The sequence below is a fragment of the Corallococcus exercitus genome (assembly GCF_042231735.1).
In the GTDB taxonomy this organism is placed as follows: domain Bacteria; phylum Myxococcota; class Myxococcia; order Myxococcales; family Myxococcaceae; genus Corallococcus; species Corallococcus exercitus_B.
This window is the reverse complement of record NZ_CP102577.1, coordinates 7,946,921-7,962,437: the sequence shown is the minus strand read 5'-3', so window position 1 is coordinate 7,962,437 and position 15,517 is coordinate 7,946,921. Positions and strand designations below refer to the sequence as shown.

9 protein-coding genes are annotated in these 15,517 nt (G+C 71.0%); 3 read left to right on the top strand and 6 right to left on the bottom strand.

What is annotated here, in order from left to right:
- Position 1: 1 nt before the first annotated feature.
- Complete coding sequence (locus NR792_RS32010) at positions 2-1,462, top strand: glutamate synthase subunit beta (RefSeq protein ID WP_375756508.1); 1,461 nt, start codon at positions 2-4, stop codon at positions 1,460-1,462.
- A gap of 64 nt (positions 1,463-1,526) precedes the next feature.
- On the opposite strand, the gene NR792_RS32005 is transcribed toward NR792_RS32010, so the two are convergent.
- From NR792_RS32005 to NR792_RS31980, 6 genes are all read right to left on the bottom strand, one after another.
- Complete coding sequence (locus NR792_RS32005; protein WP_375756507.1) at positions 1,527-3,740, bottom strand: hypothetical protein; 2,214 nt, start codon at positions 3,738-3,740, stop codon at positions 1,527-1,529.
- 255 nt (positions 3,741-3,995) lie between these two features.
- On the bottom strand, positions 3,996-6,203 hold the full coding sequence (locus NR792_RS32000) for a hypothetical protein (RefSeq protein ID WP_375756506.1): 2,208 nt from the start codon (positions 6,201-6,203) through the stop codon (positions 3,996-3,998).
- A 273-nt stretch (positions 6,204-6,476) separates the two neighbouring features.
- Entirely contained in the window at positions 6,477-7,868 is a 1,392-nt protein-coding gene (locus NR792_RS31995) for an ammonium transporter (protein ID WP_375756505.1), read from the bottom strand.
- A 212-nt stretch (positions 7,869-8,080) separates the two neighbouring features.
- The gene (locus tag NR792_RS31990; protein ID WP_375756504.1) at positions 8,081-8,464 is read right to left on the bottom strand and encodes a hypothetical protein; all 384 of its coding nucleotides are present in this window, start codon (positions 8,462-8,464) and stop codon (positions 8,081-8,083) included.
- A 12-nt stretch (positions 8,465-8,476) separates the two neighbouring features.
- A complete protein-coding gene (locus NR792_RS31985) occupies positions 8,477-8,851 on the bottom strand; it encodes a hypothetical protein (RefSeq protein WP_375756503.1) in 375 nt (124 codons plus the stop codon).
- Between the two features lie 65 nt (positions 8,852-8,916).
- Positions 8,917-13,260 (bottom strand): DEAD/DEAH box helicase, encoded by a 4,344-nt coding sequence (locus NR792_RS31980; RefSeq protein ID WP_375756502.1) that lies wholly within the window; start codon positions 13,258-13,260, stop codon positions 8,917-8,919.
- A 397-nt stretch (positions 13,261-13,657) separates the two neighbouring features.
- Between NR792_RS31980 and NR792_RS31975 the strand changes: the two genes are divergently transcribed.
- Both NR792_RS31975 and NR792_RS31970 read left to right on the top strand, forming a co-directional pair.
- Positions 13,658-13,846: a DUF1778 domain-containing protein gene (locus NR792_RS31975; RefSeq protein ID WP_375756501.1), complete on the top strand. Its 189-nt coding sequence runs from the start codon at positions 13,658-13,660 to the stop codon at positions 13,844-13,846.
- A gap of 133 nt (positions 13,847-13,979) precedes the next feature.
- Positions 13,980-15,467 carry a PAS domain-containing protein gene (locus NR792_RS31970; RefSeq protein ID WP_375756500.1) on the top strand — a complete coding sequence of 496 codons (1,488 nt, stop codon included), beginning with the start codon at positions 13,980-13,982 and terminating at the stop codon, positions 15,465-15,467.
- Positions 15,468-15,517 lie beyond the last annotated feature (50 nt).

The following is a 15,517-nucleotide window of genomic DNA, read 5'->3' as shown; positions in this document are numbered from 1 at the left end:
CATGGGCAAGCCCACGGGTTTCATGGAGTGGCAGCGCGTCCACGCGCCCAAGCGGGACAAGGCGGAGCGCCTGGAGGACTGGCGCGAGCTGCACCTGCCGCTGGCGGCGGACGAGGCGAAGCGGCAGGCGGGGCGCTGCATGGACTGCGGCGTCCCCTTCTGCCACCAGGGCTGTCCCCTGGGGAACCTCATCCCGGACTTCAACGACGCGGTGTACCGGGGGCAGTGGAAGGAGGCGTACCAGGTGCTCAGCCGCACCAACACCTTCCCGGAGTTCACCGGACGGCTGTGCCCCGCGCCGTGCGAGGCCGCGTGCGTGCTGGCCATCGACCGGGACGCGGTCACCATCGAGCAGATGGAGAAGGAGATTTCGGACCGCGCCTTCGCGGAAGGCTGGGTGAAGGCCCGGCCTCCGGCGCGGCGCTCGGGCAAGCGCGTGGCCGTGGTGGGCTCCGGCCCCGCAGGCCTGGCGGCGGCGGCGCAGCTCAACGCGGCCGGGCACAGCGTGACGGTGTACGAAAAGGACGCGCGCCCCGGAGGCCTGCTGCGCTACGGCATCCCGGACTTCAAGCTGGAGAAGGCGGTGCTGGACCGCCGCATCGCGCTGATGGAGGCGGAGGGCATCGTCTTCCGCGTCGGCGAGGACGTGGCGGTGACGCCGGGCTGGCGCGCGCTGCGCGAGCGGTACGACGGCGTGGTGCTGGCCCTGGGCGCGCGCAAGGCCCGCGAGCTGGACGTGCCGGGCCGCGAGCTGTCCGGCGTGGTGCAGGCCATGGACTACCTGGAGCACCAGAACCAGGTGGTGACGGCGGGCGCGCCACCGGACGCGCGCCTGGAGGCGCAAGGCAAGCGCGTCATCATCCTGGGGGGCGGCGACACGGGCTCGGACTGCCTGGGCACGGCGCTGCGCCAGGGCGCGGTGAACGTGATGCAGGTGGAGCTGCTCCCCGCGCCGCCGCAGGTGCGCGCGAAGGAGAACCCGTGGCCGCGCTGGCCGCTGGTGTTCCGCACGTCCTCCAGCCAGGAGGAAGGCGGCGAGCGCGCCTTCGCGATGATGACGAAGCGGCTGGAGGGCGAGGACGGCCAGCTCCGGCGGCTGCACGCGGTGCGCGTGGAGGTGCAGCGCGAGCCGGGCGGCGCGCCGAAGCTGGTGGAGGTGCCGGGCTCCGAGCAGGTGTTCGAGGTGGACCTGCTGGTGCTGGCCATGGGCTTCACCGGCCCCCGGACGGACCGGCTGGCGGACGAGCTGGGCGTGACGCTGTCGCCGCGCGGCACGGTGCAGGTGGACGCGAAGTTCGCCACCTCCGCGCCGGGCGTGTACTGCGCGGGTGACGCGAGCCGGGGCGCGAGCCTCATCGTCTGGGCGCTCGCGGACGGCCGTGAGGCGGCGCGCGCGCTGGACTCCTGGCTGTCCGGCACCACCTCCGCGCTGCCCACGCGCGGCCAGGACTGCGCGTTCTGAGAGGAAACAGGCCGGGGCCCCTTCCCGTGCGCGGAGAGGAGCCCCGGGAGCCGCCGCCCCTTCGTCAGTGGACGAAGGTCTCCGGCGGGCGCAGGAAGTTGAGCGGCAGGTCACGCGGCTCCTTGGCGAAGCTGGCGCGCGACTCGAACAGCTTCTTCACCGTCTCCAGGTCGCGGATGGGGCCCACCTTGAACGGCGGCTCCTTCACGCCGCCCGCGAGCCCGTCGAAGGGCACCACGCCCGCCAGCGCCTCCATCTCCGACAGCAGCCCCGGGTCGAGGACGAAGAACCGGCTGCACGTGCTGCACGTGGCGATGTCGTAGAGCCGCTGGTGGCGGCGCATCAGGTCCGCGAACGGCCACGACGTCAGCCCGGGGAACTGCTGATCCGGCACGCTGAACATGAAGCCCGAGCCGCCGCCCGTGAGGAACTTCGACGGCGTCGCCGGGATGCCCGACGTGGCGCTGATGTGCATGAAGGCATTGTTGCCGTTGGTGCCGTCCAGGGCCGTGTCCCCGAAGTGGCAGCCGTTGCAGGTGTTGCCGGAGAACTCCTTGCGCGCGCAGACCTCCGTGGCGACGCCCGGGTTCACCCCGAAGGCCTCCCAGTGGGTGGGTGGGTCCACCAGCGCATGGCCGCCCAGGAAGGGGTTGCCGTTCACCTTGTGGGGCACCGTGAAGGACGACACGCAGGAGCTGGGCACGACGGTCGTCGCGGCATTGAGGCCGTTCTCGACGGGGCCCAGCACGTGGGTGTTCACATCCGGATCCACCTGGCTGTCGTGGGTCGCGTCGTTCGGCGTCAGCGCCACCGTGTGCGGGCGCAGCGGGCCGTTGCCCGGCGTGGTGGTGCCTGCGTTGGGGTCCTCGTCCGCCAGCTGGAACTCCCGCAGCTCCCACTGCCCGCCGGGGGCCAGGGCAATCTCATTCGTGCGCAGCTGGTTGAGGGCGCTCCCATTGCCCTTGGAGGGCGCCTTGCCGGCCAGGACGACGCCCTGGGTGAGGGTCTCCAGCTTGGACAGGTAGGCCGCGTCGAAGCCGGCGTGGGTGCCCAGGTCGGCCCACTGCCGGGCATAGTCGATGACCTGCTGACAGCCGGACCGCGGCACGCCGTACTCCACGATGGTGGTGAAGGGCTTGAGGCCACACGTCGCCTCGGTGCCGCCGGGCACACCCCAGGACTGGGGCTGGGTCATGCCGAAGACGAAGCGCAGCTCGCCCGCGGAGGACGAGCCGCCGTAACCCCCGCCCGTGTTGCTGGCCAGGTCGATGCGGTTGACGATGGCGAGCAGCCGGAAGGGCGCGATGTCCAGGTCCAGGTCGCCGATGATGGCCGCGTGCCACTGGGTGCCGACCTGCATGAGGGTGGCGTCCCCGCCGCTGGCGATGGCCCAGGGCCGGATGACCTGGTCGAACATCTCCTGACGGCGCTGGGGCACGACGTCCCCGTTGACGGTGTAGTCATTGAGCCAGCGCGACAGCCACTCGAGGGTGAAGTCCTCCGCCGACTTGCCCGAGCCCGTGGCCAGCTGCCGCATGAGGTGCGCGAAGGTCCACACGCCGCCCCGCGTGCCCTGGTTCGTGCAGGGGTCCCAGGTGCGCGCCGGGTCCTGCACCACCTGCGCATCCCGGATGAGCAGCACCTTCTCCCAGAGCGCCTGGGTGCTGGCGGGCCTCGCCGGACAGCTGTCCATGAGCGTCAGGGCCCCGCTCCGGAAGGCCTGCGCCTGGAACTCCAGTCCCTCGAAGCGGGCGGCCGGGTGGCGCCCGTTGAACAGGATGGTCTCCCGGGTGACCTCGCCGAACTTGCCCTCGGCCACCTCCTTCTCGCGCTCCGTCCGCAGGTCCAGGGCTTCGTCCGTCACTTCGGTGAACAGGGTGAAGAACTCCGGGCCCGGGCTCTTGGGGATGAGCCCCAGCTCCGCCAGCGCGTCCGAGCGGAACAGCACCACCGGCTCCTCCAGGCCGCCCACGACGCGCACCAGGCTGTCGGACAGCTCCTTGTTGGCGGGCGGGGCCAGCTTCACGTTCACCGCCGTCGTCTCCTTCAGGGACGTGGGCTTCTCCAGCCTCTGGGCGAAGACCCGGGCGGCGGACTCGCCCTCCACCTTGGGCAGCTCACCGAGCTTGGAGGTGGAGGTCTCCTGCTCCGCCCGCTGGGTGATGGTTCCTGGTGACGCTCCCGTGGGCTCCGTCGCCTTGGAACAACCACCGGCCGCCAGCATGGCCCCCAATAGCCAGACCGACCGGCCCTTCCATCCCTTGCGCTTTTCGAACATGCCCGCCCCGTCGTGACGCCATCCAGGCAGATGGCTGGCGTGCACCCTGGGGACGAGGCGCAAGGGAGGAAGCGGACAATGCCTTCACACACTGAGTCAAAGTCAGACACAGCACAGGAAAGCCTTCCATCTGATTGCTTTCACCATCCATCCCTGTCGGGCTCCAGACAGGGCCCGCATCCCGCAGGGCCATGCAGGGGCGACCCGCCCCACCGCGCGGTGAGCCCGGGGGTACGGGCTCACCGGACGTGGGGGTCAGTGGACGCGGGCGGCGGGCGGCTGGAGGAAGTCGAGCGGCCTCTCCCGGAGCCGCGTCCTGAAGCCAGGGCGCAGCTCCAGCAGCTGCTTCACCACCTCGACGTCGCGGATGGGGCCCACGGTGAGCGAGGGGGTCGGAGAGCCGGGCGGCACGTCCAGGGGCACGCTCCCGGCGAGCGCCTCCATCCGGGACAGGTAGCCCAGGTCCAGGTCGATGAACCAGCCGCACGAGGTGCAGCCGGCCAGATCATGGAGCCGCTGGTGCCGGCGCAGCAGGTCCGCGAACGGCCACGACGTCACCTGCGCCCCGAACTGGGCGTCCGGCACGACGTACATGAAGCCGCTGCCCCCGCCCGTCATGAACTTCGACAGCCGGGCCGGGATGCCCGACGTGGGGCTGACGTGCGTGAAGGCCAGGTTGTCCACGCCGGAGAAGTCGTTGGTGCCCGTCTCCTTGAAGTGACAGCCATTGCAGGTGTTGGCGGAGAACTCCTTCCGCGCGCAGACCTCCGTGGCGTCGGTGGGCACCACGGTGAGCCCCTCCCAGTGCGTGGGCGGCGCCACCTGGGAGTTGGCGCCCACGAAGGGTCTGCCATTGAGGGCGCGGGGCACGACGAAGTGCGCGGCGCACTGGGTGGGCACGGTCACCGGCTGCTCGACGCCGTTCTTGACCTGCGTGCGCACGAAGGCGTCCACGTCGGGGTCCGTCCGGAAGTCATGGGCCGCGTCATCGGGGGTCCTCGCCATCGTGTGGACGCGCAGACACCCGTTGGAGGGCTTGTCCCTGCCGGTGACAGGGTTCTCGTCCGCCAGCCGGAACTCCCGCAGCTCCCAGGGCAGCCCCAGGGCGGCCTCGTTGGTGCGAAGCTGGTTCAGCGCGTTCCCGTTGCCCTTTCCCGGAGCGCGGCCTCGCTGGACGACGCTCTCCGTCATGAAGGCGAGCCGCGCGCGATACGTCACGTTGAAGGTGGAGTAGCTCCCCAGCGCGGCCCACTGCCGCGCCCAGGCGATGACCGCCGGGCACCCCTCGCCCGGCACGCCGTACTCGAAGATGACGGTGAACGGCTTGAGGTTGCAGGTCGCCTCCGTGCCGCCGGTGCCCCACGGCGAGGGGCGCGTCAGCCCGAAGAGGAAGCGCAGCTCACCCGGGTCGGACGGCCGGCCGGAGTCGTCCTCGGTGCCGGACAGGTCGATGCGGTTGATGATGGCCAGCAGCCGGAAGGGCGCGATGTCCAGGTCCAGCGGCTTGCTGAGCGTCACCTCCCAGCGGCCCGTGGAGGCGTTGAGCTGGAGGGACGAGGACGCGCCGCTGGCGGCGGCCCAGGGGGCAATCACCTCGTCATACATCTTGCGGCGCGCGGGCACCGTGTCGCCGTTGGCCTGGAAGTCATTGAGCCAGAGCGACAGCCAGGTCAACACGAAGGCTTCAGGGCGCGAGCCGGACCCGTGGGCCATCTCCCGCATGAGGTGCGCGAAGGTCCACACCCCGCCCTTCGTTCCCGCGCCGGTGCACGGGTCCCACGTGCGCGCCGGGTCCAGCACCACGGCCGGGTCGCGGATCAGCTGCGTCCGCTCCCACTGGGCCTGGGTGGAGGCCGGTATCTGGGGGCAGCTCGTGAACGGCACCAGCGCGCCCTGCCCGAAGGCGTCGGCGTCCACGGGGAGCCCCTCGTAACGGGCAGCCGGGTGGCGGCCGTTGAACAGGACGGTCTCCCGGGTGGGCGTCCCGAACTCGCCGGAGGCCAGCCGGCGCTCGCTCTCCTTGCGGCGCTGCAGCTCCGAGTCCGGCAGCTGCGCGAAGAGGGTGAAGAACTCCGGGCCGGGGCTCGAGGGAATCCTGCCCAGCCGGGCCAGCGTGTCGGAGCGGAACAGGACCGTGGGACGGTCCGGGTCCCCCACCACGCGCACCAGGCTGTCCGCGAGCTGCCGGTTGGCCGGGGGCGGCAGCCTCACGTGCACGGCCGTCGTCTCCCCCAGCGGCGTGGGCTTCTCCAGCTTCTGGGCGAAGACTTCCGCGACGGACAGGCCCGACACGAAGGGCAGCTCGCCGATGCTGGAGACGGTGCCCCCCGGGCCGGCTTGCGCGTCATCCTGGGTGTCCCGCACCGGCGGCGCCTGCGCGGGCGCCGGCTCCTTCGAGCATCCGCCAAGCGCCAGCGCGGTTCCCAATAAAGCGATTCTCAATTCCTTGCACTTCCGCAACATGCATTCCCCCGGGCGTTTCCAGCCTTTTCCATCCATGGCTGGCATTGGCTCAACGCCGAGGGCGCTCGTGCATGAACAAGCGTCCGATACAGGGACAGGCGAAGTCACGCCCCGGACAGGGAGCTGCCCACGCGAATGATCAGCGAGGGCCGCGCCCATCCCCTTCCCGACAGGTTCCGGCCTCGCGGGGTCCACACGCTTGGAGCCCCAACGCACCCCGGGGCCCACTCGCGAGAGGCGAAGGGCCCCGTGTCACCGGCACGACCGGAGACGCTACGCGGGCACGGGTTGCGACGAGGCGGTGGCCGCCGCGGTGGACGTGCTCGCGGCGGGCGCGGGCGGCGTGGGCACGGCGAGCGCCATGGTGGGGACCTCGCCCACGGTCTCTCCGTGCTGGCTCAGGTCCAGGCCCAGCTCCTCCTGCTCCGGGGTGACGCGCAGCGGGACGATGCGGTCCACGAGCTTGTAGAGGAGGTACGAGCCCACGAAGGAGAAGACGGACACGACGGCCAGCGCCAGCAGGTGCATGAGGAAGGTGCGCGTGGTGCCGTAGAGCAGGCCCACGTCCTTGGCGAGCACGCCGGTGAGGACCATGCCCACGATGCCGCCCAGGCCGTGGCAGGGGAACACGTCGAGCGTGTCGTCCAGCGCGGTGCGGCTCTTGAAGTGGACGGCGGCGTTGCTGACGAAGCTGGCGACGAGGCCCACCACGATGCTCTGCCCCACGGTGATGAAGCCCGCGGCGGGCGTGACGGCGACCAGGCCCACCACCGCGCCCACGCAGGCGCCCATGGCGCTGGGCTTGCGGCCGCGCAGCCAGTCGAAGGCGATCCACCCGAGCATCGCGGCGGCGGAGGCCGTGTTGGTGGTGGCGAAGGCCAGCGTGGCCAGGGACGAGGCGGACAGCGCGGAGCCGGCGTTGAAGCCGAACCAGCCGAACCACAGCATGCCCGTGCCGAGCATCACGAAGGGCACGTTGGCGGGAGCGTGCGTGGCGTGCGTCAGGTGCACCTGGCGGCGGCCCAGGACGATGGCGCCCGCGAGCGCGGCGAGCCCCGCGGACATGTGCACCACGGTGCCGCCCGCGAAGTCGAGCACGCCCCACTGGCGCAGGAAGCCCTCCGGGTGCCACGTCCAGTGCGCGAGCGGCGCGTAGATGAAGATGCTGAAGAGCACCATGAAGAGAAGGTACGCCTTGAAGCGCACGCGCTCCGCGAACGCGCCGGTGATGAGCGCCGGGGTGATGATGGCGAACTTGAGCTGGAAGAGCGCGAAGAGCAGCAGCGGCACGGTGGGCGCCAGCTCCGGGTGCGTCTCACCGCCCACGCCGCTGAACATGAAGAAGGTGCGAGGGTCACCGATGAAGCCGTGGAAGCTGTCGCCGAAGCACAGGCTGAAGCCCACCACGACCCACAGCACGCTGATGACGGCCATGGCGATGAAGCTCTGCATCAGCGTGGAGACCACGTTCTTCAGCCGCACCATGCCGCCGTAGAAGAACGACAGGCCGGGCGTCATCAGCAGCACCAGCGCCGTGGCGGTGAGCAGCCACGCGGTGTCCGCCGCGTTGATGGGGCCGCCCTGCTTCACCTGCGCCGCCGGGGTCACCAGCAGGCCCGCCACCCCCACCGCCACCAGCAGGACCATCGCCATCCACTTCTGCATCGCCGCACCTCTCCAGAGAGCTGACGCAACGCATCGTAAGTCCTGGATGGACTAATTTCAAGCCAGTGGAGGCTAGATTCCTTCAGATTAAGTCTAAAATGACCACACAATGACCCACTAACCTGGTAAATAACCTTTCAGTAGCAACCACCAGGCCGAGTCCCCGGCGGCCTCTTCGGCCATGACGCATCGCATCGAAAGGTCCGACCGGCTCAATCCTCGGAATCGTCGGTGCCGAGTTCTTCGGGCAGTGGGTTGTTCATCAGGGTGAGCCGCCCCGGGAGCTGGACCACGAGGAAGCCCTTACCGTCGATGCGGATCTGCATGCGGTGGAGGGCCTCACCAGTCTTGAGCCATGCCTCCGCTTCGTCCCGGGTCGCGAAGTCCCGTTCGACCTTGATCTTGAAGTTGGGGTCGAGGATCTCACGGTAATAGGTTGTGAAGTCGTCCAGCTTGTTCATGTGCCGGACGTAGACGAGGCAGATCGCCGCGAGTTGAAGGGCCTTCCATTCCCGTGAGCCCTTCTCGTGGCGCTGGGTCTCAGCATTCAAGACAGCGAGCACATCCTCCACATCGATTTCCGGCTCCTTGCTCACGGATGCGTCCTTTCAGATGGGGCTCAACACCAAGAGCCCCGCTGGAGCCACGGCGAGCGAGAAAGCCACTCCCGCGACGACGACCACGGTCCCCAATGCCACCTCGGATTTGTGTTCCCGGAGCCAGTCCAACGCGACAGCCATATCGGGGAATCGCAGCTCCCGTTTCGCGCCCTGTTGTTCCAGTGCCTCCTGCTCCTTGATGCATTTCATGAACGCCTCAAGGCATTGGCTTGTGCAGAGCCGGTGGTGGCCTTCCGAGTGCTTCTCCAGGTCTTTCACTGTCGGCTTCCGCCTCCAGCACTTCTGGAAGCACTGCTTCTGCACCTCGCCGCAGTAGACCTCCGCGCCGGAGCCGCCCGTGCCGTGCCGGACGCTGGGGTTCATGGGAGTCACTCCACCCCCGAACCCAAAACGTCTTCAAGTCGCGACGGGCCCCTGTCCTGCGCCGGTCAGTTCACCTGCGCGAGCGGCCCATCGACTTCCGCGTCCTCGTTCTCCGGCGCGTCCTCCACGGCGTCCACGCCCTGCGGAATGCCATCCACGTAGGTGACCACGTTGTTCGGCAGCGCGGCTACGCGGGGCCCTGGCGTCACCACGCCCGTGAGGTTCAGCGGATCCACGCCGGACAGCTGGATGCGCACGCCGGAGGGGGCCGCGCGCCGCACGCCTCGCGCCATGTCCACCGCTTCGGGCAGCGCGAACTGCTCCCCCACGAAGCCCGACACGAAGCGCCCGCCTCGCAGCTCGCCTCGCGCCTCCATGCGCCGGTAGACGAACAGCAGCTCGCGCCACGTGGGCGCCAGCGACTCGCGCATCACCAGGTCGCGCCAGACGATGCCGTAGCGCTGGAGGAACAGCTTCGCCAGCGACTCCGTCACCTCCTCCTGCGACTTCGGCTCCGACGGCGCCAGCAGGCTCCAGCGGCCCGGGCCGCCCCGGTTGAGCAGCTTCTGCCGCTTGCGGTGCGCCGGGCTCTGCAGGATGCGCAGGTTCTGCACCGCGTCCGCCGTGACGAGCCCCTTCGCCACCAGCTCCCACAGCGCGTCCTCCACCTCCGCCGGCAGCCGCCGCGCCCGCGTCACCAGGTCCTGGAAGAAGCACGCGCCCCGCCGCTCCAGCACGCCCACCACGTCCTTCGCCGCCGCGCTCAGGTCCGGCGGCGTCCACACGCCTCCGTCCGCCAGCACCGCGTGCGGACGCGCCGCCGCCAGCATCCACTCCAGATCCTCGCGCACCGTGAACGTCAGCGGCGCGTTGCGCGTCGGAGAAGACCGCTTCGCCACCACCGGCTCCGGCGGCTCCACCGGCGCACCCCGGCGCGGCCCCGCGGGCTTCGGCGGATCCTTCAGCGTCACCCGCCCCCACGCCACCTCGCCCGCGTAGCACGCGCGCTCCATCAGGTCCGGCGTGTAGCCCCGCATGCGCGCGGGCAACAGGAAGCGCTCCCACGCGGAGGCCGGCGCCTCGTACCCCTGCAGCAGCCGCACCGCCTTGAGCAACCCCGTGGAGCCGCGCAGCGCGTCCACGTCCTCCAGGTGGTGCCACCGGAAGAGGAAGCGCATGAAGTCCTGCGGGCTCAGCGGCTCGATCTCACGGCGCAGCCGCCCCACCGTCAGCCGGTGGATGCGCTGGAGCAGCCGCCGGTCGCACCACTCCAGCACCGGGCTTCCATCCGCATCCTGCGCGACCGGCACGTCCTCCCGCGCGCGGAACTGGCCGCGCAGCACGCTGCCCTGGCTCTCCAGGTTGTGCAGCGCCAGGTTGATGTCGTCCGGCTCCAACAGCGTCAGCCGCGCCAGCTCCGTCACCGTGGTGGGCCCCACCATCTCCATCCGCCCGCGCACCACCTGGAGCACCGCCGCGTCGCGCTCCACCGGCCGGTCGTACTCCAGCACCGGCAGCACCGGCTGCGTCACGGCGTCCGGGAAGAGCGCGCGCACCGCGTTGCCCCGCTCCGCCGACACCAGGAACCGCCCGCCCTGCCGCTCCAGCCACGCCACGCGGCCCTGCTTGAAGAGCCCCGCCTCCAGCCCTCGCGGCACCTCCGACGCGCGCACCAGCACGAGCTGCAACAGCGCGTCGTGCAGCTCGTCCTCGTCGCGCATCGGCGGCGCGGCGTCCTCCACCACCTGCCGGATGGCGTTCGCGTCCAGCGCGCCGAACGCCGCCGCGTCCTCCGCCGGCATCGCGCGGCGCAGGGCCACGTTGCGCACGCGGCGCTCCTCGGCCGGCGCGTCGTCCAGGAAGGTGTAGGGCTGGCTGTTGATGAGCGCGTGCGCGAAGACGCTCGGCTCCGGGACGTCGCGCGCGACCAGCTGGATGCGCCCGTCCTTCATGCGCCGGAGCACCTCGCGCAGCCCGTCGATGTCCATCGCCTCGCGCAGACAGTCGTCCATCGTCTGCTTCACCAGCGGATGGTCCGGCAGCTCCACGTCGCCGCCGCCGTGGTTGTCCTGGCAGCCCACCTGCGCGGGGAACACCGCCGCCAGCAGGTCCTCGCTGCGCGCGCGCTGGAGGTTCGGCGCCACGCGCTTGCCGCCCATCATCCGGTGCAGCGTCAGCGCCCGCGACGCCACCCACCGGAAGCGCGTGCCGAAGATGGGCGCCTGGAGGATGGCCTGCACCAGCACCTCCTCCACGTTGTCCGGGTGCAGGAAGTCGAAGATGTCCGCCAGCGGGAACGAGTGCTGCTCCCCCAGGCTCAGGAGGATGCCGTCCTCCGTGGCCGCCGCCTGCAGCTCGAAGTCGAACGAGCGGCAGAAGCGCTTGCGCAGCGCCATGCCCCACGCGCGGTTGATGCGGCTGCCGAACGGCGCGTGGATGATGAGCTGCATGCCGCCCGCCTCGTCGAAGAAGCGCTCGGCGACAATCTGCGTGTGGCTGGGCACCACGTCCCCCAGCATCTTCTTGCCCAGCCGCAGGTAGCCCAGCAGCGCATCCACCGCGGGCGGCGGCACGCGCAGGAGCTTCTCCAGGAAGCCCGCCGGGTCGTCGTGGCGCAGCAGCTCCTCGCGCAGCCGGCCCACCTGGAGGCTCAGCTCGTCCGTGCGGCCCGGGGCCTCGCCGCGCCAGAAGGGCACGTTGGGCGGCGCGCCCTTCGCGTCCTCCACCATCACCGTGCTGCCCATGACGCGCTGGATGCGCCACGCGGTGCTGCCCAAGAGGAAGATGTCCCCCGGCGAGGACTCCACCGCGAAGTCCTCGTCCAGCGTGCCCACCACCTTGCCTTCCGGCTGCGCGGTGACGCTGAAGTTGAACGTGTCCGGGATGGCGCCGCCATTGGTGAGCGCGGTGATGCGCACGCCCCGGCGCCCCTTGAGCCGCTGGTTCACGCGGTCGCGGTGCAGGTGGATGCTGCCCCGGCCGCGGCGCTCGGCCACGCCTTCCGACAGCATCTCCAGCACCTGCTGGTACTCCTCCCAGGTGAGGTCCTGGTACGGGTACGCGCGCTGGAAGACGCTGAAGAGGGCGCGCTCGTCCCACTCCTCGCACGCGCACGCGGCGACAATCTGCTGCGCCAGCACGTCCAGCGGCTTCTTCGGGATGCGGACCGCGTCCAGGTCGCCCTCGCGCACGGCGTTGAGGAGCGCGACGCACTCCACCAATTCGTCGCGCGTCATCGCGAAGAGGATGCCCTTGGAGATGCCCGCCTTGTGGTGGCCGGCGCGGCCCACGCGCTGGAGCAGCACGGAGATGGCCTTGGTGGTGCCCAGCTGCACGACGAGGTCCACGTTGCCCACGTCGATGCCCAACTCCAGCGACGCGGTGGCCACCATCACGCGCAGCTGGCCGGCCTTGAGGCGCTCCTCGGCGGACAGGCGCATCTCGCGGGACATGCTGCCGTGGTGCGCGGCCACCCACTGCTGGCCCAGGCGTTCGCCCAGGTCGTGCGCCACGCGCTCGGACATCTTGCGCGTGTTGACGAAGATGAGCGTGGTGCGGTGCTCGCTGGAGAGCTGGATGAGCCGGTCATAGACCTGCCCCCACATGTCGTGGCTCGCGATGGAGGACAGCTCCGCGTCCGGGATCTCCACCTTCAGGTCCCACGGGCGCTGGTGGCCCACCTCCACGCGCTTGCACTCGGTGAGGGAGGTGCCGGTGAGGAAGCCCGCGATGGCGTCCAGCGGCTTCTGCGTGGCGGACAGGCCCAAGAGCTGGGGGCGCACGTCGGTGAGGGCCTTGAGGCGCTCCATGGACAGCGCGAAGTGGCTGCCGCGCTTGTCGCGGGCGAGCGCGTGGATTTCGTCCACGATGACCGTGCGCACGTGGCGCAGGGTGGCGCGGGCGCGCTCGGCGGTGAGGTAGAGGTAGAGGGACTCCGGCGTGGTGATGAGGATGTGCGGCGGGCGGCGCACCATCTGGGCGCGCTCGCCCGCGGGCGTGTCGCCGGTGCGCACCTGCACGCGCAGGTGCTGGGGCTCGTAGCCCTCCTCGCGCGCCAGGGCCATCAGCTCCTCCAGCGGCTGGAGGAGGTTCTTCTGCACGTCGTTGCCCAGGGCCTTCAGGGGCGACACGTAGAGGACCTGGGTGTGGTCGGGCAGCGTGCCGTCGAGCGCCAGGCGGAACAGCGAGTCCAGCGCGGCGAGGAACGCCGTGAGCGTCTTGCCGCTGCCCGTGGGCGCGGCGATGAGCACGTCATGGCCCGCGTGGATGAGGGGCCAGCCTTCAATCTGCGGCCGGGTGGGCTCGCCCAGGCGTGAGGCGAACCAGCGCCGCACCACCGGGTGGAAGGCGGCGAGCGCCGGATGGGCGGCGGACTCGGACGCGAAGGCGAGGGCGATTTGAGGGGACATGGCGGGCTCCCAGCAGCCAGCCTGAACACAGGTACAGCGCGGCGTCAACGGACGGCGGGTGCCCGCTCCGACCGCCCGGGTCCGGGGCGGCCGGAGGTCCAAACCTGTCCGACTGTCGGACAGGTTTCCGGAGCATCCGACCGCCCAGGTGAGGGGGGATGTCGGAGGCCCGGCGTATACCGCCTGCATCGCGACGGCTTCGTCTCCCCAGCAGGACGCAGGACGTAGGGCACTCAGGCGGGCGGGGCTCGCGTTGCCGCAGGGCACCGCGTGCACGTTGCTGCCTGACTCCAGGCATTGCTCGGGTGGCAGGGTGCGAGCCACCAGGGCGTCAGTCGATTTCTACGGAGTTTCCAAGGCGGCGTTCACAGCCGCTCCAAGCCAGCGCGTCACGTTCATGACCCCAAAGCATCAGATGCGCCCAGAGGACAGCTCGCACTCCATCACTCGGGCGGAGTGGACTGCACAGGAGGACGGCCGCGTCGTGCTGCCCGACAAGGATTTCGACCGGCTCGTGGACGCGTTGGAGAAGCCGGCGCAGCCCCTGCCCCGGTTGCGAAAGCTCGCGCGCAAGAAGTCCCGCTGACGTCCTGAAAGCGATGCGTCTCGCGGACGACAGCGCGTGCGACCCGGGGGACGGATCCGAGCGCGCCGCCCGCGGGCAAGATGATCGCAGGCGCCCCGTTCCGCCCATCCCCCGCCCTGCTCCAGGCCCCGGCATGTCCTCGTCCCCCGCGTCCCCCTTCGCGATTGAAGCGCTCAACCCCGATGGATTCCTCGTGCTGCGGCCGGAAGGGGGTAGGCCGGATGCGCCCGACGACTTCCTCTGCGAGTACGCCAACCCCGCCGCGCAGGCGCTGCTGGGGGACGGCCTGGAGGATGCGCCGTTCCTCGCCACGCGGCGGACCTGGATGGGCCTGCGCGCCGCGTGGGGGATGACGCTCGCCACGGGCCTGCGCTCGGAACAGTGGGTCCACTGGGACACGGGCTCCCGGATGCACACGCTGCGCGTCCGGGCCGCGCGCGCCCGGGACGGACGGCTGTACGTCTGGTTGACCGAGCAGGCCCTGGAGCCCCATGCGACCCCGGGCGCGATGTCCGAGCTGGACCTGTGCGCGGCGGCCGTGGAGCACCTGCCCGACGCGTGCATCGCGCTGGATGGACGGTTCCAGGTGAGGATGGCCAACCCCGCCGCGGAACGGCTGCTTGGCCAGCCTCACGACCGGCTGGAGGGGCGGGTGTTGTGGGAGATGGTGGAGGAGGAGCAGGACCTCCCCCTGCGCCAGCCGCTGCTGCACGCGCTCGCCACGGGCCAGTCCACGGAGTTCGAGGCGGCGCTCGCGCCTTCCCGGCGCTTCGTTCGCGTGCGGGGCATCCCCGTGGCCTCCGGACTGCTGCTGTATCTGGAGGACACCTCGCCCCAGCGCCGCGTCGGGGAGTCTCCGCGCCACGCGAGCGCCCTGTTCCATGCGGTGATGCACGGCTCCACCGACGCCATCTACACGAAGAACCTGGAGGGCCAGTACACGCGCATCAACGCGGCGGGCGCGCAGCTGATGGGCCGCAAGGTGGAGGAGGTGGTGGGCCACACCGACGCGGAGCTGTGGCCCGCCGAGGCCCGCGCCAGCGTGGCCCATGACCGGGAGGTCCTGGCCTTCCGCAGGACGCTCACCTACGAGGAGGCGCAGTCCGGCCAGCCGGGCCGGGTGTGGCTGTCCACCAAGGGCGTGCTGCGGGACGAGCAGGGCCGGGTGTTCGGCCTGTTCGGCATCAGCCGCGACATCACCGAGCGCAAGCGGATGGAGGAGGCCCTGCACCAGAACGAGGCGCGGCTCCAGCAAGCCCTCCGCGCCGCGTCCGTGACGCTGTTCGACCTGCGGATGCCGGAGGGGCTCCTGCGCTGGGGCCCCGGCGCGGCGGAGCTCCTGGGCCAGCCCTCCCTGCCCCCCGAGGAGCCGCTGGCGGCGCTGCTGGCGCGGCTGCACCCGGAGGACCGGATGGCCGTGGCCGCGCGGCTGGCCTCCTCCACGCGGCCCCCGGTGAAGCTGGCGCTCGACTTCCGCGTGGTGGGCGCGCGCGGCGAGGTGCGGCGGCTGACGCTGTGGGGCGAGGCCCACGCCGGGGACGCGCGGGAGCAGCGGATCTCCGGCGTGCTGGTGGACATGACCCGGCGGACCCTCGCGCCGCCGTCCGAGGTGGCCGCGTAGGTCGAAGCGGCCCGGGCCGCCTCTGGAAGTTCAGCGCCGGACCGCCCAGG

Excerpts from the sequence above, each read along its gene's own strand:
- NR792_RS32010 (WP_375756508.1), top strand. The coding sequence starts at position 2 with ATGGGCAAGCCCACGGGTTTCATGGAGTGGCAGCGCGTCCACGCGCCC.
- NR792_RS32005 (WP_375756507.1), bottom strand. The coding sequence starts at position 3,740 with ATGTTCGAAAAGCGCAAGGGATGGAAGGGCCGGTCGGTCTGGCTATTG.
- NR792_RS32000 (WP_375756506.1), bottom strand. The coding sequence starts at position 6,203 with ATGTTGCGGAAGTGCAAGGAATTGAGAATCGCTTTATTGGGAACCGCG.
- NR792_RS31995 (WP_375756505.1), bottom strand. The coding sequence starts at position 7,868 with ATGCAGAAGTGGATGGCGATGGTCCTGCTGGTGGCGGTGGGGGTGGCG.
- NR792_RS31985 (WP_375756503.1), bottom strand. The coding sequence starts at position 8,851 with ATGAACCCCAGCGTCCGGCACGGCACGGGCGGCTCCGGCGCGGAGGTC.
- NR792_RS31980 (WP_375756502.1), bottom strand. The coding sequence starts at position 13,260 with ATGTCCCCTCAAATCGCCCTCGCCTTCGCGTCCGAGTCCGCCGCCCAT.
- NR792_RS31975 (WP_375756501.1), top strand. The coding sequence starts at position 13,658 with ATGACCCCAAAGCATCAGATGCGCCCAGAGGACAGCTCGCACTCCATC.
- NR792_RS31970 (WP_375756500.1), top strand. The coding sequence starts at position 13,980 with ATGTCCTCGTCCCCCGCGTCCCCCTTCGCGATTGAAGCGCTCAACCCC.